This is a genomic window from Saonia sp. (assembly GCF_056326165.1).
Genome location: NZ_JBWFBN010000012.1, coordinates 1 through 18,771, shown reverse-complemented (window position 1 = coordinate 18,771; position 18,771 = coordinate 1). Strand labels below are relative to the sequence as shown.

Genomic DNA, 18,771 nt, shown 5'->3' with positions numbered 1-18,771 from the left:
TTATTTAGAAGTCTGGTCTTAATACATTCGAAACTTAACTATCAAATAAAAAAAATGAAAAAATTGTACAAAAAATATGCTATTGTTATGATGTTGTTTGCTTTGGGTTTTTCTATTTCTGGAAATGCCCAATTAAATGATTTGCCACGAGGAAGCCAAAAGGCAACAGTATCTCAAAGAGTTGGAATTACAGACATTACTGTTATATACTCTAGACCCAGTGTTAACAAGAGAGAAATATGGGGAAAATTAGTTCCTTACGGAATGAATAATCTTGGTTTTGGTACAGCAAAAGAATCTCCATGGAGGGCTGGTGCCAATGAAAATACAATCATTAAATTTTCTAGTGATGTTAAAGTTGAAGGTAAGGACTTGGCGGCAGGAAAGTATGGTCTTCACATGATTGTGAATGAAAACAACACAGCAACAGTTATTTTCTCAAAAAACCATAATGCATGGGGAAGTTATTTTTATGAACCATCAGAAGATGCTTTAAGAGTGAATGTTACAACTGGGGAAGTGGCACATACAGAACAGCTTACATATGAGTTTAACCAAGTGACTCCAACCTCTACAATAGTAGCCCTAAGTTGGGGAGAAAAACAAATTCCCTTTAAAGTGGATTTAGACGTATCCAATCTTGTTTTAGCAGATATTAGAGAAAAATTACAAACCTCGCCTGGATTTACTAGACAAACTTGGGTGCAAGCAGCAAACTATGCCATGAACAATGGAGGAAGTTTAGATGAAGCCTTGGGGTGGATAAACAATGCCATTTCAGGGCAGTTTTATAGCCAAAAAGATTTTAGTAATTTAAGTGTTAAGGCGCAAATTTTGGATAAGCTAGAAAAAACAACAGAAGCGGAATCTGTTATGAACGAGGCTTTAGAAATGGGAGGAATTCTACAAGTCCATGGGTATGGGCGACAATTGTTAAGTCAAGGGCAGAAGGAGAAAGCATTGGAAGTTTTTAAGAAAAATGCCAAAAAAAATAAAGGAATATGGCCAGTAAATTATGGATTGGCAAGAGGGTACTCAGCTTTAGGAGACTATAAATCTGCTCTTAAACATTTAAAAATAGCAGCAAATAGAGCCCCTGATCAAGCTAACAAAGATGCTATTGCAGCTAATATTGAAAAGTTAGTAAACGGGAAAGACATTAATTAATTTTTTTTTACTCCAAAATAAGTAACACCTGGTCCATAAAGCCGGGTGTTTTTAATTTATGTGTGTATAGACAGTAATTTTTATGGTTTTATTATGTGTTACTTTTACAATTATATATCCATAATAATATGTCCATTTATAGTTCAATAATTAATCATGTAGAAAATCACATTACATTATCTCCAAAAGATAAAGAAGAATTTTTAGGGATTTTACTTGAGAAGAGAGTACTTAGAAAAAAATACCTTTATGAACCCAATATGGTTGTGAACCATATGTATTACGTTGTTTCAGGATGTTTAAAGGCATATTATTTAGATGAATTTGGAAATAAACATATTATTCAATTTGCTATTGAAGATTGGTGGATAACCGATTTTGAAGCTTTATTTGAAGGAAAACCAGCTGAGCTTTATATTGAGGCGATTGAGGATTGTGTTTTATTGGGTATTGATATTAAAATAAGAGAGGAATTATATAAACGGATTCCAAAGTTTGAACGCTTTTTTAGAATTCTACATACCAACGCCTTTGTAGCTCTTAGAAAAAGAGTAATGTCTTCTTTGTTAAAAACCAATACTCAACGGTACATTGAGTTTTGCAAGACATACCCTAGCATAGAGAAAAGGGTAACAAACTACCATATCGCAAACTATTTGGGAATTAAACCAGAAAGCCTTAGTAGGATACGCAAAGAATTATAATTAACATTTTTTAACAATCAATCTTAACATATATCAATTAGCTTAGGCTATCTCTGTTTCTATTTTTGGTGAAACTTGAATATAAAAACTAGTTTAACCATTAATTATAAAATTATGAATATAACATTGGAACAAGCAGAGCGTGCACTAGCAGCTGCTAAAGAAAAAGCAACTGAAATTAGTACAAAAATGAATATTTGCGTTGTTGATTCTGGGGCAAATCAAGTGGCATTTGTAAGAATGGATGGTGCTTGGTTGGGTTCTGCCGATATATCGTTAAAAAAAGCAAAGACTGCCCGTTTTTTTGATATGAACACTGGGTTGATTGGAGGACTATCACAACCAGGTGAACCTTTGTATAATATTGAACATTCTAACGGAGGTCTTATTACTTTCCCAGGAGGTGTGCCAATTACTAATGCTTCAGGAGAAATTATTGGAGCTATTGGAGTAAGTGGTAGCTCAGTTGAAAATGACCACACAGTTGCGGTTGCGGGAGCAGAAGCAGTTTAAACAAAAAGAAAATTAACTTATATACGTCCAGATGTTCTTATGTTTTACCAACTGAGAATAGGTATATCTAATTATTTTGCACCCATCCTTTTCTAAGGATGGGTCTTCTTTTAGAATTTTTAAAGCATAATATCTCGCGGTTTTTAGAATATCATTGTCTTTTATAATGTCCGCTATTTTTAAGTTTAGTGCACCACTTTGTTGGGTACCCATAAGGTCACCGGGACCTCTTAATTTTAAATCAACTTCTGCAATTTCAAAACCATCATTGGTACGTACCATAGTTTCCAATCTAGTTTTAGCATCTGATGATAATTTAAAACTGGTCATTAGAATACAGAAACTTTGGTCAGCTCCACGTCCTACACGTCCACGTAATTGGTGTAACTGAGATAGACCGAAACGTTCTGCGCTCTCAATAACCATTACAGAAGCATTGGGTACATTTACTCCAACTTCAATTACTGTTGTTGCGACCATAATGTTGGTTTCACCATTTACAAAACGAGCCATTTCATAATCTTTATCGGCAGGTTTCATTTTTCCATGAACAATTGATATTTGGTAATCGGGTAGGGGGAAATCACGTACAATACTTTCATAGCCATCCATTAGATCTTTATAATCCAAGGCTTCGGATTCTTGAATCAATGGATATACGACATATATCTGTCTTCCTTTTTTAATTTCATCCTTAATAAATGCAAAGACCTTTAATCGGTTCGCATCAAAGCGATGCACTGTTTTTATTGGTTTTCTTCCTGGTGGAAGTTCATCAATGACTGAAATATCTAAATCGCCATATAAGCTCATGGCCAAAGTTCTTGGAATGGGCGTGGCAGTCATCACTAAAATATGCGGGGGCATTTCATTTTTATGCCATAATTTTGAGCGTTGTGCCACACCAAAACGGTGTTGTTCATCAATGACAGCCAAACCTAAATTTTTAAATTGGACTTTATCCTCTAAAACTGCATGGGTGCCAATTAAAATATGCAATTCACCATTTTCTAGCTGTTCATGAATTATTTTTCGCTTTGATTTTTTTACGGAACCTGTCAACAAGGCAACTGAAACATTCATTTCGCCAAGAAATTCCTTTATACCAGTGTAATGCTGATTTGCCAATATCTCTGTTGGAGCCATGATACATGCTTGGTAGTCATTATCAATGGCTAAAAGCATGGTCATTAAAGCAACAATTGTTTTTCCAGAACCTACATCACCTTGTAAAAGCCTGTTCATTTGTGCATTACTTCCTAAATCTCCCCTAATTTCTTTAATAACCCTTTTTTGGGCATTGGTAAGTTCAAATGGTAGGTACTTTTCATAAAATGCATTGAAGAATTCTCCAACTTGGTCAAAATTAAATCCTTTTATTTTTTGTTTTCTGATGAGTTTCTTGGTAATAAGTTGAAGTTGTATGTAAAAAAGTTCCTCAAATTTTAGCCTGAATTGTGCTTTAGCCAATAACTCTTGATTTTTGGGAAAATGAATATTGAAAAGGGCCTCACTTTTGGATATGAGTTTTAACTCAGTAAGAAGGTTAGGGGATAGGGTTTCCATAAACTGCCCTTTGGTATCCAAAAATAGCTGCTGCATTAATTTATTCAACACTCTATTTGTAATTCCCTTAGCACTTAATTTCTCAGTAGAAGGGTAAATTGGCTGCATAAATATTTTTAGCCCTTGTTCATGCTCTGTCAAGAATTCCATTTCTGGATGGGGCATGGAAAACTTCCCATTATACCAATTGGTTTTTCCGAAAATGACATAAGGTGTATTTAATTTTAAGTTTTCCTTTATCCATTTTTGACCTCGAAACCATATGAGTTCCATTTCCCCAGTTTCATCAACAAAAGAAGCCACTAAACGTTTTCCTTTTTTTTGCTCTACTGTTTTTATATGCACAATTTTCCCAACTACCTGTACATCTGCGCCGCTACGTTGTAATTGATTTATTTTATAGTACTGGGTTTTGTCCAGATACCTATTTGGAAAAAGATTTATTAGGTCCTGATAGGTAGAAATCCCCAATTCAGACTCCAAGGTTTCGGCCCTATTTGGGCCAACACCTTTTAGATATGCAATGGGAGTTTGCAGGAAATTGGGATTCATAGGACTAAAATACTGCTTCGCCCATACAACTGCAACAAACCAAATTGCTTAATTTGGTGCAACTTTTACAATCATTAGTACATGAGGTCATTTTTATTAATTTCTTTTCTCTTTTTTAGTGGCTTTTCTGTAGCCCAACACCAGGATAAGGTTGATTTTGTTCATGCGAAAGCAGAAGTTATTCCAATTGGTAAGAATGAAGTTGTTCGCGGTAGTGTCACCTATAGTTTTTATATCAAAAACAAGGTTGATTCTGTTTTTTTGGATGCAAAAAACATGAAGTTTAATGAAGTTAGCTTGAATGGAAAAAAAATTGGTTACAACAATGACCAAAGAACCATTACGGTTCGTAAAAAATTCAAAAAAGGAAAACAATATAAATTGCTTTTGTCCTATGAAACCAAGCCCAAACAAACCGTTTATTTTATAAATGAGGAAGATGTAGAAACAGGTTCGGGACAGGCCTGGACACAAGGACAAGGGAAATATACCAGCCATTGGTTGCCCAGTTTTGACGACATGACGGAAAAGGTGGAGTTTGATATAACAATTACAACCGATAAAAACATGGTTGTTGTTGCCAATGGAAAATTAATAGAGAAAAATATGTTGTTATATAAAGGCAAACCCTCATGGGTTTTTGATATGCAAAAACCCATGAGCAGTTATTTATTGGCCTTTGTTCTTGGCAATCATAAAAAGAACCAATTAACCTCCAAAAGTGGAATTCTTATTGAAAATTACTTTTACCCAAGGGACAGCTTAAAAGTGGAACCTACCTATCGTTATACCAAGCAAATATTTGATTTTATGGAGCAGGAGATAGGCATTCCTTATCCATGGCAGAACTATAAACAGGTCCCTGTACGCGAATTTATGTATGCCGGCATGGAAAATACAACGGCCACTATTTTTGCCGATTCATATGTGGTTGACTCTATTGGGTTTGTGGACAAAAATTATGTAAACGTTAATGCCCATGAACTTGCTCACCAATGGTTTGGTAATTTAGTCACAGAAGTAAGCAGTGAACACCATTGGCTGCATGAAGGTTTTGCAACCTATTACGCTTATTTGGCCGAAAAAGAAATTTTTGGGGAGGATTATTATTATTGGAAACTCTGGGAAACTGCAAAACAATTGGATAAAATGTCCCGTGATGGCAAGGGTGAAGCTTTGACCAATCCCAAGGCAAGTAGTCTTACCTTTTATGAAAAAGGAGCTTGGGCATTGCATATGTTAAAAGAAGTAGTAGGTGAGGAAGCTTTTAAAAGCGGGATTAAAACATATTTGGAAAAGCATCAATTTATGAATGTAACCATTGAAGATTTTTTAATTGAAATTAAATTGGCAAGCGGGAAGGATTTAGAAAATTTTGAAGAGGAATGGCTGCAAGGAACACAGTTTCCTTTTGAAAAAACCAAACAAGCTTTAAAATCATCTAATGAGTCGTTATCAGATTTTTTTGATCTGCAATGGGAACTCACATCTAGTAGTGAAAGTAATGAGGTAATTATTAAACGGTATTGGTATAACGCAACATCAACTCAATTTAAACAAGCAATTATAGCTAACTACCATGCATCACTTTCAACAGAGTTCATCAAAGAGATTTTTAGGGAAGATAATCTAAAAGTAAGGCAAACTCTTGCTTTGGAAATGGAGCGAATTCCACTGGAACTAAAACAAGAATTTGAATCTCTTTTGAATGATAAAAGTTATGTGACTATTGAAAAAGCCCTATATAAGTTATGGGTATATTTTCCAGAAGACAGAGCAAAGTATTTGAATGCAACAAAGAATATGGTAGGACTTCCCAATAAAAATATTCGGTTGCTATGGCTAACCTTAGCAATTCTCACCAAGGACTATGAACAAAATCATTTTAACGAACTAAGTCGCTATACAAAAGACAATTATAATTTTGAAATTCGCCAAACTGTGTTCTTGTATTTACAAGATGTATTTGGGTTTCCAGATGAAAATTTAAAAGATTTGGTCAACGCTTGTATGCACCATTCTTGGCAATTTAAAAAGTTCGCCCGTACTTTGCTGGACAAATTGTTAGAGGATGAAGCACTAAAAGAACGCTTTTTAATGTTGGCAATAGAATTGGACGGTACCGAACGAGAATTTTTAATGAAAAAGTTGAATATAAAATGAGGGCATTAGTAATTTCAGGTGGTGGGAGCAAAGGAGCTTTTGCAGGTGGCGTAGCACAATACCTGATAGAGGAGTCGGCTCAGAATTACGATATTTTCGTGGGCACTTCTACAGGAAGCCTTCTAATTACTCATTTGGCCTTAGGAAAATTGGATAAGATCAAGAAAATTTACTCTTCAGTCAATCAGAAAAGTATTTTTAACAGCTGTCCTTTTATTGTGACCAAAAAGCATGGGGTGGAAACTATTTCCATTAATCACTGGAATGTGGTGAAGAATTTTATTAGAGGAAAAAAAACATTTGGAGAAAGCGATAACCTTAGGGAGCTTATTAGAAATAGTGTTACTGAGGATGAATTTAATGAACTAAAGAACGGTCCAAAGAACATAATTATTACTGTTTCTAACTTGTCCCTAAATCAAGTAGAGTACAAGTCCATTAATGATTGCACGTATGACGAGTATTGTGATTGGATTTGGATATCAGCTAATTATGCACCTTTCATGAGTTTGGTTCGGAAAAATGGATGTGAATATGCAGATGGTGGATTAGGAAGTCTTGTGCCCATAGAAGAAGCTTTGCGGCAAAATGCCGATATTGTGGATGCCATTATCTTGCATACAGAAGTAAATTATTTGAACAGGATGCCATCTAGAAATCCTTTTGAACTAATGACCACAATTTTTGGATTTATGTTGGATAGAATTGAATATCAGAATATTAGAATAGGAAAGTTGGTGGCCAGTCAAAAAGACGCTATTATAAATTTGTATTACACACCAACAATTTTGACTACAAATTCCTTGATTTTTGACAAAGAAAAAATGACACTTTGGTGGAAACGAGGCTATTTATATGCCAAAAATAAAAATGAGGAAACCAATCCTATTCAACCCTTGATGTTTGATAAATAGTTGATTGATATGTTTTTTTTTGAATTCGTAATAAGATTTTTCACACTCACCTCATTCGATTCAAAATAACTTAAAATATTACCACAAATCTCCTATTTCTTTTTTTACATAGGATAATGCAGTTGCAGATGGAGATTGTTTGTCCATGGTTTTGCTCAAAATATCTTCACGCAATTTATCTGCATTGTCAGATTCACTCATACCAGCACTTCTAATGGCTTGTATGGTAGCACTTTTAGCAGCTTTTATCACATTCCAGCACTCATCGCTTAAATAAATTTGTTGAGAAAGATTATGCTCAAACTCATTTTCAATGCTCTTGATTAATAAGTTCTCATAATCACTTTTGTCGGAAGATTTTGGTTTTACCCTTACTACAAGACTTGGAAGCGCAATTCGCTCTAAAAATAAAGCCATGCGTTCATAAGCTTGTAGGCGTATAGGTAAAGTGTTTTTTTGAGAATCTTTATGCAATAGAAATCTTCTCCTACCTTCTTCATTATTAGTATGTAATCTAAAAAAGTAAAAAGCTACAGCTCCAGTTACTACTGCAGGTAATAAATAAGCAAAAAGTTGAAAAATTCCGTCTCCTGTCATGTCAATTTATATTTTGTTAGGATGGTTATGGCATTTAAACGTTGGAATTTTATAAAAATTATGATTCTCTTTTTAGAATGTTCAGTTCTTATTAGCTTCTTTCATACTTTCTCTTACCATCATGTAAAAAGTATCAAATTTTGGGTGGATTCTTAGGCTGAAACCTTCTTTTAAATTACCATCTTTTCCCAAAGTTGTAATACGTTCCGGGTTTATTGAAAATTGTTTTTGAAGAATTGTGGATAACGATGAAGCTTGTGAAGCTGCAATATCCAATTCACCTGTCATGCTCAATCCTTCAATGGTAAGTGCCATAGTTGGATTAGCTGTTAGTATTGCTGCTACTTTCTCTAGCATAGGAACGCCTGTTTCTATTACTGCTGTGGAAGTATCATCAGCAAAGAATATATCTTGTTTAGCTGAAATGACTACGGCTCCATTTGTCACACCAATTTGGGCATTCTCACCAAGTGTTTGTTTTGCATTGGTAAGTACAATTATGGCAGTGGAATCATTTGATGCCAAGGCATCATTGATTGTTTTTAATTGATTTTCTTTTTTTTCCAAACTGGCCAAAGCCTTGTTTACATTATTTGAGTTTTGCTTGGACAGTTCAGAAAAGGTATTTAGGTTGCTCATTAGAGTTGCATTGGCAGCCTGTAATTCCTTTACCTGTGACTCATAAGACTCGGCTTTTGCAAGACTCACTCTTTCATTCTTCTTTGCTTCAATAACTTTTGCTTTAATTGAGTCCAATTCAATTTTTAGATTTTGTATATCTAATAAAAGCTCGCTCTTCTTTTGAGAATGAACGGTGAGGCAGATAAAAAACAAAAATAGGAGGGATAGGTAGTTTTTTTTCATAGGATTTTTTAATTATTTCAAAAATAAGTTATTTGTTATTTTCTATATATGTCTTTCCACCTAAATGTGTGCAATTGTATAATGCTCTCATGTTATCAAAGGATACTGGGGTTTTGTCGTAACCATATGTATACCTTAAATTTCTACTTAAATCAATATCGTCAACATTCACCTGTATGTCTTCCATGGTAAATTGACAAGGATGTTCGTATCCTGCTGCATGTGTAATTTCTACCAATTCTTTACGGAAAGTTTTAAAGTATTGTGCCAACCGATGGGATTTTAGCGTAACATCTATTCCGTTTTGCAACCATTTACTTTGTGTGGCAACACCAGAAGGACATCTGTTGGTATGGCAAATCTGGGCTTGAATACACCCGATGCTCATCATGGCCTCTCTCGCAACATTTATACAATCGACCCCCATGGCAAATGCCATAGCGGCCTTGGCAGGGAATCCTAATTTTCCACTTCCAATAAAAACAACCCTATCCGTAAGCTTCTTTTGTTGAAACAATTTATACAGACTACTAAAACCATATACCCATGGTAGTGATACATGATCTGCAAAGCTTGGAGGAGCGGCACCAGTACCTCCCTCACCGCCGTCTACAGTTATAAAATCGGGTCCTTTACCAGTTTTTAGCATTAAATCTGCTAGCTGCTCCCATTGGTCTAATTTCCCAATAGCACCTTTTATCCCTACTGGAAGACCTGTCTCTTCTGCAATATCCTCTATCAACTGCATTAATTCTGGAATGGTACCAAAAGCTTTGTGGGAGGCAGGGGACAATACATCTTTCCCAACTTCTACACCTCGTATTTTAGCTAACTCCGGAGTTATTTTGACTCCTGGAAGTACACCTCCTTTTCCAGGTTTGGCACCTTGTGATAATTTTATTTCAATAGCTTTTATACAAGGATTTTCTGCAACCAATTTCTTCATTTTTTCTATTGAGAAGTTACCTTCCTTGGTACGAACGCCAAAATAACCTGTTCCAAAGTGAAAAATAACATCGCCTCCTTGTTTGTGATATGGGGATAGCCCCCCTTCACCAGTATTGTGATACGCCCCACTGACCGCAACACCTTTGTTAAGAGCTTCCACAGCTGCAGCGGATAGAGAACCAAAACTCATCGCTGATACATTAATAACGGAAGCAGGTCTGTATGGTTTCTTTCTTTTATTAAAACTTCCCATAACCTTTGCACAAGGCAAAAAAGTTTTGTCACTGGCATTAGGATGATGGGCATCTACTTTATAGGCCATCATTTGGTTTTTTATAAAAACATGATGATGCGCATAGACATCTCTGTCTGTACCAAACCCCTCGTAATTATTCTCTTTTTTTGCCGAGGCATAAATCCAACCACGTTCAATACGGTTAAATGGAAGTTCTTCCCTGTTATTAGCAACAAAATACTGCCGCATTTCTGGTCCAATACTTTCTAGCCAATACCTAAGATGCCCTACAATAGGGAAATTATGACTTATGGTGTGGGCACGTTGAAAGAATATATCCCGAATGGCAACTATTGCCAAAACAGCTAACCCCCAGACCCACCATGAAATACTAGAAAGAAAATGGATTATTTCTTGCATTATTTACCTTTAATTTCTGGTTTTATTTGAGTGGAACCAGCATTCAAATAATCTATACTCATCTCTGTCAATGTTTTAACGCCCAGTAACATCCCGGCATCATCAATTTTAAAATCGGGTGTATGGTGTGGAAAAGCTTCTGTGTTTCCAGGAGTCATTCCTCCTAAAAAGAAATAAAACCCTGGTACTACTTCTTGAAAATATGAAAAATCTTCACCACCAGTTTCAGCTTTTGTTAAAACTACGTGTTCTGTTCCAGCTGATTTTTGTAATGATGGTAGCATTTGGACCACTAAATCAGGGTCGTTATAAGTAACTACGGTATTTTCTTGAAACTCTATTGCGGCTTCACCTCCATAGGCTTTGGCAATAGTTTCTGTCATTTCAGTCATACGTTTAATAATATGTTTTCTCATATCTGGATCTAATGTTCTTACAGTACCTATGAGTTCAGCACTTTCAGGGATAATATTAAAACGTACACCACTTGTTATTTTACCAACAGTGATTACAGCTGGTTCTACCAATAAATTAGATTCTCGACTGATGATACTTTGGTAACCATCTATAATTTTTGCAGAAATGTAAATGGGATCAACACCGCCCCATGGTGCAGAGCCATGTGTTTGCTTTCCTTTTACATTAACTACAAAACGCTCTACGCCAGCCATAATGCCCCCAGCTTTATATTTAATAGTACCTACTTCTGTTTCCGAATCTATATGCAAACCAAAAATAGCATCTACTTTAGGGCTTTCTAATACACCTTCTTTTATCATGAGTTTTGCACCACCTTCTTCTCCTGGCGGAGGACCTTCCTCGGCAGGTTGAAAAATGAACTTTACCGTGCCCTTTATTTTGTCCTTGTTTTTAGATAGTATTTCGGCGACACCCATTAAGATGGCTGTGTGCGTATCGTGGCCACAGGCATGCATTACACCCACTTCAGCACCCAAAAATTCTGATCTTATATTCGATTTAAAGGGCAAATCATTTCTTTCTGTCACGGGTAGTGCATCAATATCTGCTCTAAGAGCAACTACTTTTCCTGGAGCATTTCCTTTTAAAATGCCTACAACACCAGTTTTGGCAATACCTGTCTCTACTTCAATTCCTAATGATTTTAAGTGGTTTGCAATTTTTTCAGCAGTTTTAAATTCTCTATTACTCAATTCTGGATTTTGGTGAATATCATGCCTCCAAGCAATAATTTTACTTTCTATATCCACATAGTCAGATTCCTGAACAGAATTTTGAGAAGAGACTATTAGGCTTAATAGGAAGGGTGCAATAAACAGTAGTTTTTTCATAGATAGTTATTTTAAAATTTAATTAGTCGATAATCGTCGTTCTGTAGCTGTATTAAGGCTGTCATTGCGGACAATGATAATTGTACTCCTGGAATCATATCTTCTTTTGCAACACCCCGAGATGCTGCGGATTGACCACAAAAGATAAATTGTGCTCCAGCATCCATTAGAGTAAGTATCATTTCACTATTTGGATTGTCCATTCCATATTTTTTTTGATATGCCTCATTGGTCATAATGTCCTTAGAAGCTTTGTTATGAACAACTAGGCTTACTTTCAACTGTTCTACTGGCACACCTGATTGGGCATGCATGTTTAAAAACCTTGCGGCTGTTTCTATACTGGCATTTAACTCGCCCAAATTATCGGGGCTATTCATAATATCAAAAACCACTTTCAATTCCTTTGAAGTATCAACTTTATAATCAGAGTTTTCCACTTTATAGACAGATCCATATTCCTCTATAATTGGCCCCGTTGATTTTTCTTGCGAAAAAAGGGATTGATTGGCTAAAACTGTGAAAAATGAAAGAAGCAATAAAGGGGATATTTTCATACAACATGTTTATGCCAATAAATATATTCAAATTAGGGTGAAATCCCATTTGCATTGTTCATAATTATTAAAATGATGATTTTAGCATCAATTGAATAATGGCTAAATTCACATTTCCTATCAGGATTAAATAATCGATACTATTGGATAATTTTTTAGACGGACTTAATGAAGCTCAAAAGGCACCTGTTTTACATAAAGATGGGCCTTTAATGGTAATTGCCGGCGCAGGATCGGGAAAAACAAGGGTATTGACCTACCGGATTGCTCATTTAATGAACCAAGGAGTGGATTCTTTTAATATTCTAGCACTCACCTTTACCAATAAGGCAGCTCGCGAAATGAAAAAACGTATTGCTGACATTGTTGGTAGTTCTGAAGCTAAAAATCTATGGATGGGAACTTTTCACTCCGTCTTTGCCAAATTATTAAGGTTTGATGGAGATAAACTTGGGTACCCAAGCAATTTTACAATTTATGATACCCAAGATTCTCAACGATTGATAGCTTCCATCATTAAAGAAATGGGGTTAGATAAGGATATCTATAAGTACAAACAAATTCAGAATAGAATATCATCCTATAAAAATAGTTTGATTACGGTAAAAGCCTATTTTAATAATCCAGACTTAGTGGAGGCGGATGCCATGGCCAAAAGACCACGTACTGGAGAAATTTATCAAAATTATGTGGAACGCTGTTTTAAGGCTGGGGCTATGGATTTTGATGATTTACTGTTACGCACTAATGAGTTGCTGACTCGTTTTCCTGAAGTATTGGCAAAATATCAGGATAGGTTTAGATACATTTTGGTAGATGAGTACCAAGATACCAACCACTCCCAGTATTTGATTGTCAAAGCACTTTCGGACCGCTATCAGAATATTTGTGTTGTTGGTGATGATGCACAGAGTATTTATTCGTTCCGTGGAGCAAACATTAGTAATATCCTTAATTTCCAAAAAGATTATGGGGAAGTAGGAATGTATCGTTTGGAGCAAAATTATCGTTCCACAAAAAATATTGTAAATGCAGCCAATAGCATCATTGCAAAGAACAAAAATCAGTTAGAGAAAGTAGTTTGGACCAGCAATGATGAAGGATCTCCTTTAAAAATTCACCGAAGCCCTACTGATGCCGAAGAAGGCAGGTTTGTTGCAAGTTCTATTTTTGAAAACAAAATGCAGGAGCAATTACCAAATGGCAATTTTGCAGTCTTGTACCGCACCAATTCCCAGTCCAGAGCAATAGAAGATGCGCTTAGGAAAAAAGATATTCCATATAGAATTTATGGTGGATTATCCTTTTATCAGCGTAAGGAAATAAAGGATGTATTGGCCTATTTGCGTTTGGTTATCAACCCAAAGGATGAAGAGGCCTTAAAAAGAGTGGTAAACTTCCCGGCCAGGGGAATAGGACAGACCACTATAGATAAATTGGTTGTTGCCGCCAATCATTATGGACGTTCAATTTTTGAGGTCATGGAGCATTTGGATAAACTGGATTTAAAGATAAATTCTGGAACCAAAACAAAGCTTCAGAACTTTGTGACCATGATCAAGAGTTTTCAAATTATGAACGAAGGAACGGATGCTTTTGTGCTTGCGGAACATGTAGCTAAGAAAACAGGTATTCTTCTGGAGTTTAAAAAGGACGGAACCCCTGAGGGTATTGCCCGCATGGAAAACATTGAAGAATTGCTGAATGGAATCCAAGATTTTGTCGAAGGACAAAAGGAATTAGCAGATGCTACGGGCAATATATCAGAATTCTTAGAGGATGTGGCTTTGGCAACCGATTTGGATAAAGATACAGGCGATGATGATAGGGTAGCATTGATGACTATTCACTTGGCAAAGGGATTGGAATTTCCATATGTTTATATTGTTGGAATGGAAGAAGATTTATTTCCTTCGGCCATGAGCATGAATACTAGAAGTGAGTTAGAAGAAGAAAGAAGGCTGTTTTATGTGGCTCTTACACGTGCTGAAAAGCAAGCCTATCTTACCTATGCCCAAAATAGATATAGATGGGGAAAATTAATAGATGCTGAACCCAGTCGTTTTTTAGAAGAGATTGATGAAAAGTATATTGAAAACCTCACACCAATAGACAACGCGGGGTATAGATATAAATCTTTAATTGATTCTGATATTTTTGGTGAGGTTGACAAGAGTACATTGCGCCAAGCAAAGCCAAAGAATGGAACACCTCCAAGTGTTTCAAAACCAAATGAGAATCAACTCCGAAAATTGCGAAAATTAAAACCGCAATTGAGTACGCCTGTTGGCAATACCAATACAATAGACCCTAACCTAGTAGAAGGTTCTTTGGTAAACCACACCCGTTTTGGTAGAGGAAAGGTTATAAAAATAGAAGGTGTGGGGAATGATAAAAAAGCGGAAATTCAATTTGAAACTACTATAAAAAAACTATTGCTTCGGTTTGCCAAGTTGGAAGTGATAGGGTAACGGTTCTTTAGTTTGTTACGGTAAACAGAAACCCCATTTAATATTGAGTATGAAAATAAATAGACAAATTTTACCGCTCTTTGCTTTTTTCAATATTGTTAGTCATGTCTTATATTGTCAGAATGAGAAAGCTCTTGAAGGCAAAGTAAATTTTCATTCAAATATTTTAAATGAAGAGAGAACCTACTTGGTTAAATTGCCAAGTTCGTATAATGATGTTTCTACTTCAGAAAAGAAATATCCAATCATGATTTTATTGGACGGATATAGTCATTTTAATACAGCGACGGAAGTTGTAAATTATATGAGTTCTGAAGTTACTACTACTGATGTTATTCCGGAAACTATTATTGTTTCAATTATTAATGTTGATAGGGAAAGAGATTTTACGGTAACTAAAATAAAAACTGTACGCCCCAATACAATGGGCGGTGGAAGAAAATTTTTAAATTTTATTGAAAAAGAACTAATACCACAGATAGACAAAAATTATAGAACACTGCCTTTTAGAACCTTAGTAGGGCATTCTTTAGGTGGGTTACTTACTTTAAATTCCTATATGGATAAAAACAGTTTGTTTGATGCATATCTTGCTATTGACCCAAGTGTATGGTGGGATGCTAATATGATGAAGAGCAAGGTGAATATGATTTTATCTGAAAGTTTTGACAAAAAATTATTTATTGCAACGGCCAATCAAGGTGAAGCCAACTATACCAGAAACAAAAAGAGACATTATGATTTTTATGAAATGATAATGCAAAAAACCAAAAAACAGGCAACGGTAAAAATCAAATATTATCAAAATGAAAACCATAGAACGGTTCCATTAATGGCATTATGTGATGGCTTGGAATACCTGAATTCTAAGAAATAGAATTTGGTGATATTAATATGAAGATGAATGAAAAATTATTTATTCTTAGTTTTATTCTTAATAATCAGCTGCAAAGACGCTGTAAAAGAAGCAAGCAGCCAGCTTAATGAGAATACTATTTTAATAGAAGAACAATCTGATTTAATTTTTGAAAAAACTAAAGAGCTTCCAAATAAAACACAACTCTCAATTGCTTTAATAGAAAATGGGTCGCCTAAGTTTTATGGAGTAATTAGAATCAATGATACTATTAGTAGTATTGACAATCATAAAAATGCTTTTGAAATTGGCTCTATTACCAAAGTATTTACAGCAACACTACTTGCGGATTTTGCACTAGAGAACAAACTAGAGTTGGATGATAAGATTAATGATTATATAGAAACTTCAATAAAAGGAAATAAGCAACTGTCCTTTAAACAACTCTCTAATCATACTTCTGGGCTAGATAGATTGCCATCAAATTTAGACTTGGTATCCAATCCAAGTAATCCCTATAAGAATTATAGTGAAGAAAAATTAGAAGATTATTTAGCTAATAAAATGTATTTGTCTCAGCCTTCGGGAGAAAAATATCAATACTCAAATTTTGGTGCAGGACTTTTGGGTTATGTGCTTTGTAAAATTGATAGTACAGACTATCAAAATTTATTGGAGAAGTATATTTTATCAAAATATGAAATGAAAAACTCAACAACTGATAGAAGTAAAGTTGAGGATATATTGGTAAAAGGACTTAATCCCTCAGGGAATGAAACCTCTAATTGGGATTTAGCGGCATTGATGGGAGCAGGAGGAATGTTGTCCACCACAGAAGATTTATCAAAATTTGCAATTGCCCAGTTTGATGATTCCAATGAAGAACTAAAATTGACAAGGACAAAAACATTTAAAAGAAATAATATATCGGATATTGGTCTTGGGTGGCATATCATAAATCGAAAATCAGGGGCTATTTGGCATAATCATGGTGGTGGTACAGGCGGGTATACCTCCTCGATTATTATTAATACAGCAACAAAAAATGGAGTTGTAGTGCTTTCGAATGTATCAGCTTTTCATCCTAAAAGGATTAATATAGAAGACATTGCTTTCTACTTAATGAAAAGTATAGACGAAGTAAAAACAGAATAATATCATGAGAAAAATAGTATTTGCAATATCACTTTTCACTTTAATATTTGGATTGTCTTGTGGACAAAACAAAAGTAAAGCACTAAATAAGGTAAATGAGTCCATTCCTCAAGAAATAGAAGAAGTAGACCCAAGAAACGAATATTTAATTGCAGTTTTAGATACGATATTTAGGAGTGAACAAGAGCCGATACGGTTAAGGGACGCTTTAATCGAGAAATATGGAGCGGAATCCAAAGAAGTCTTTGAACAGGATAAAATTTGTGAGAAGAACCATATTATTAACGAAGAGAAAGTTGCCAATATATTAAAGAAGTATGGTTGGTTAGGAGAAGATGTTATTGGTTTTGAGGGAAGTTTAACCCTTTGTAATGTAATTCAACATTCCGACAATGAAATTAGGTTAAAGTATCTGCCAATGATGCGGGAGGCTGTTAAGAATGGAAAACTGCAAGCTAGGTATTTGGTAAGGGCAGAAGATAGAATTGCTACCGAACAAGGTAAGTTACAGATATACGGAGGTCAAATGAAATATTACCCTGAGACCAAAAGTTTTAACGTTTGGCCAGTTTATGACCCGGTGAATATTGATAAAAGAAGGGCAGAGTTGGGATTGGCCCCTATTGCCGAATATTTGAAAAATAGGTTTAATTTTATTTGGAACCTAGAGGAGCAAATTAAAAGAACCGCTGAATTTGAAGCAAACAAAAAGAAATAATTGGCAGATTTTATAAAAATATACCCAGACAATCCAAACCCTAAAGAAATTAAAAGAGTAGTAGAGGTTCTTAGAAGGGGCGGCTTGGTCATATACCCATCTGATACTGTTTATGGCCTAGGGTGCGATATTACTAATACCAAGGCATTGGAGCGTTTGGCTCGTATTAAAGGTATTAAATTAGACAAGGCCAAATGGTCCTTTGTATGTGCAGATTTAAGCAATCTTTCGGATTATGTTCGGCAAATAGATACGGCCACTTTTAAAATATTAAAAAGAGCCTTACCAGGACCTTATACCTTTATTCTTCCTGGGAACAATAATTTACCAAAGAACTTTAAGAAGAGAAAGACTGTTGGTATTCGTGTTCCTGATAATAACATTCCACATGCTTTGGTAACAGAATTAGGAAATCCCATTGTGTCCACTTCCATCCATGATGAGGATGAAATGTTGGAGTACACTACTGACCCAGAACTTATTTATGAAAAGTGGCAGAACCTTGTTGACGTAGTAATTGATGGTGGTTATGGTGATAATGTGGCATCAACCATTATTGATTTATCAGAAGGAGAACCAAGTGTAATTAGAGAAGGAAAAGGTAGTTTGGATATTTTGTAAATAAATGGGATGTACAGATTGAGTATATCCAAAATCTACTTTATTTAAAAAATGGCATAAAAAAAGCGACCTTATAGGTCGCTTTTAATTTTATATAGAAAAGAAATTTAGTTTCCGTTAATTGCTGGATCTTTCATTCCTTCTTCAATCATGCTATAGAACTGGTCAATTTTTGGAAGAACAACAATTCTAGTTCTTCTGTTCTTAGACTTATCTGTTGCAGAAACAGGAACGTAGCTTGCTCTACCAGCTGCAGTCATACGTTTTGGATCTACATTGTAATCATTTTGTAGAATTCTAACAATAGCTGTAGCACGTTTGGTACTTAAATCCCAGTTGTCCAATAAAACACCTTTTCTGTAAGGTACATCATCTGTATGGCCTTCAACCATAAATTCAAAATCTGGTTTGTTATTGACCACTTTGGCAACTTTGCCCAA

17 protein-coding genes are annotated in these 18,771 nt (G+C 35.3%); 10 read left to right on the top strand and 7 right to left on the bottom strand.

What is annotated here, in order from left to right:
- Positions 1–54 precede the first annotated feature (54 nt).
- The 3 genes from AC000W_RS11325 to AC000W_RS11315 all read left to right on the top strand — a co-directional run bounded on the left by AC000W_RS11325 (position 55) and on the right by AC000W_RS11315 (position 2,384).
- Complete coding sequence (locus AC000W_RS11325) at positions 55–1,167, top strand: DUF2911 domain-containing protein (RefSeq protein ID WP_474748398.1); 1,113 nt, start codon at positions 55–57, stop codon at positions 1,165–1,167.
- Between the two features lie 128 nt (positions 1,168–1,295).
- Positions 1,296–1,871 carry a Crp/Fnr family transcriptional regulator gene (locus AC000W_RS11320; protein ID WP_474748397.1) on the top strand — a complete coding sequence of 192 codons (576 nt, stop codon included), beginning with the start codon at positions 1,296–1,298 and terminating at the stop codon, positions 1,869–1,871.
- 114 nt (positions 1,872–1,985) lie between these two features.
- Positions 1,986–2,384 carry a GlcG/HbpS family heme-binding protein gene (locus AC000W_RS11315; RefSeq protein WP_474748395.1) on the top strand — a complete coding sequence of 133 codons (399 nt, stop codon included), beginning with the start codon at positions 1,986–1,988 and terminating at the stop codon, positions 2,382–2,384.
- A 12-nt stretch (positions 2,385–2,396) separates the two neighbouring features.
- Here the strand turns inward: AC000W_RS11315 and recG are convergent, their stop codons facing one another.
- Positions 2,397–4,502 carry an ATP-dependent DNA helicase RecG gene (gene recG, locus AC000W_RS11310; RefSeq protein WP_474748394.1) on the bottom strand — a complete coding sequence of 702 codons (2,106 nt, stop codon included), beginning with the start codon at positions 4,500–4,502 and terminating at the stop codon, positions 2,397–2,399.
- Positions 4,503–4,583: 81 nt separating this feature from the next.
- Here recG and AC000W_RS11305 point away from each other — a divergent pair, with 81 nt between their 5' ends.
- Positions 4,584–6,665 carry a M1 family metallopeptidase gene (locus tag AC000W_RS11305; protein WP_474748392.1) on the top strand — a complete coding sequence of 694 codons (2,082 nt, stop codon included), beginning with the start codon at positions 4,584–4,586 and terminating at the stop codon, positions 6,663–6,665.
- A complete protein-coding gene (locus tag AC000W_RS11300) occupies positions 6,662–7,579 on the top strand; it encodes a patatin-like phospholipase family protein (RefSeq protein ID WP_474748391.1) in 918 nt (305 codons plus the stop codon). The genes AC000W_RS11305 and AC000W_RS11300 overlap by 4 nt, the downstream gene beginning before the upstream one ends.
- Positions 7,580–7,657: 78 nt before the next feature.
- Here the strand turns inward: AC000W_RS11300 and AC000W_RS11295 are convergent, their stop codons facing one another.
- The 5 genes from AC000W_RS11295 to AC000W_RS11275 form a co-directional block, all read right to left on the bottom strand.
- Positions 7,658–8,176 (bottom strand): DUF7935 family protein, encoded by a 519-nt coding sequence (locus tag AC000W_RS11295; RefSeq protein ID WP_474748390.1) that lies wholly within the window; start codon positions 8,174–8,176, stop codon positions 7,658–7,660.
- Positions 8,177–8,257: 81 nt separating this feature from the next.
- Entirely contained in the window at positions 8,258–9,040 is a 783-nt protein-coding gene (locus tag AC000W_RS11290; protein ID WP_474748388.1) for an OmpA family protein, read from the bottom strand.
- A gap of 28 nt (positions 9,041–9,068) precedes the next feature.
- The gene (locus tag AC000W_RS11285) at positions 9,069–10,643 is read right to left on the bottom strand and encodes an FMN-binding glutamate synthase family protein (protein WP_474748387.1); all 1,575 of its coding nucleotides are present in this window, start codon (positions 10,641–10,643) and stop codon (positions 9,069–9,071) included.
- Positions 10,643–11,953 (bottom strand): amidohydrolase, encoded by a 1,311-nt coding sequence (locus tag AC000W_RS11280; protein WP_474748385.1) that lies wholly within the window; start codon positions 11,951–11,953, stop codon positions 10,643–10,645. The genes AC000W_RS11285 and AC000W_RS11280 overlap by 1 nt, the downstream gene beginning before the upstream one ends.
- Positions 11,954–11,964: 11 nt before the next feature.
- Positions 11,965–12,510 carry a DsrE family protein gene (locus AC000W_RS11275; protein ID WP_474748384.1) on the bottom strand — a complete coding sequence of 182 codons (546 nt, stop codon included), beginning with the start codon at positions 12,508–12,510 and terminating at the stop codon, positions 11,965–11,967.
- Positions 12,511–12,653: 143 nt separating this feature from the next.
- Here AC000W_RS11275 and AC000W_RS11270 point away from each other — a divergent pair, with 143 nt between their 5' ends.
- From AC000W_RS11270 to AC000W_RS11250, 5 genes are read left to right on the top strand one after another with little or no spacing between them, the layout of a single operon-like run.
- On the top strand, positions 12,654–14,981 hold the full coding sequence (locus tag AC000W_RS11270; protein WP_474748382.1) for an ATP-dependent helicase: 2,328 nt from the start codon (positions 12,654–12,656) through the stop codon (positions 14,979–14,981).
- Between the two features lie 49 nt (positions 14,982–15,030).
- Positions 15,031–15,858 (top strand): alpha/beta hydrolase, encoded by an 828-nt coding sequence (locus tag AC000W_RS11265; RefSeq protein WP_474748381.1) that lies wholly within the window; start codon positions 15,031–15,033, stop codon positions 15,856–15,858.
- A gap of 27 nt (positions 15,859–15,885) precedes the next feature.
- A complete protein-coding gene (locus AC000W_RS11260; RefSeq protein WP_474748379.1) occupies positions 15,886–16,992 on the top strand; it encodes a serine hydrolase domain-containing protein in 1,107 nt (368 codons plus the stop codon).
- A 4-nt stretch (positions 16,993–16,996) separates the two neighbouring features.
- Positions 16,997–17,710: a DUF6624 domain-containing protein gene (locus tag AC000W_RS11255; RefSeq protein ID WP_474748378.1), complete on the top strand. Its 714-nt coding sequence runs from the start codon at positions 16,997–16,999 to the stop codon at positions 17,708–17,710.
- Positions 17,711–18,331, top strand: a complete 621-nt coding sequence (locus AC000W_RS11250) for an L-threonylcarbamoyladenylate synthase (RefSeq protein WP_474748377.1) — start codon at positions 17,711–17,713, stop codon at positions 18,329–18,331.
- A 107-nt stretch (positions 18,332–18,438) separates the two neighbouring features.
- Here the strand turns inward: AC000W_RS11250 and AC000W_RS11245 are convergent.
- Positions 18,439–18,771 (bottom strand): OmpA/MotB family protein (locus AC000W_RS11245; RefSeq protein WP_474748375.1); only part of this gene is annotated, 333 nt, incomplete at its 5' end.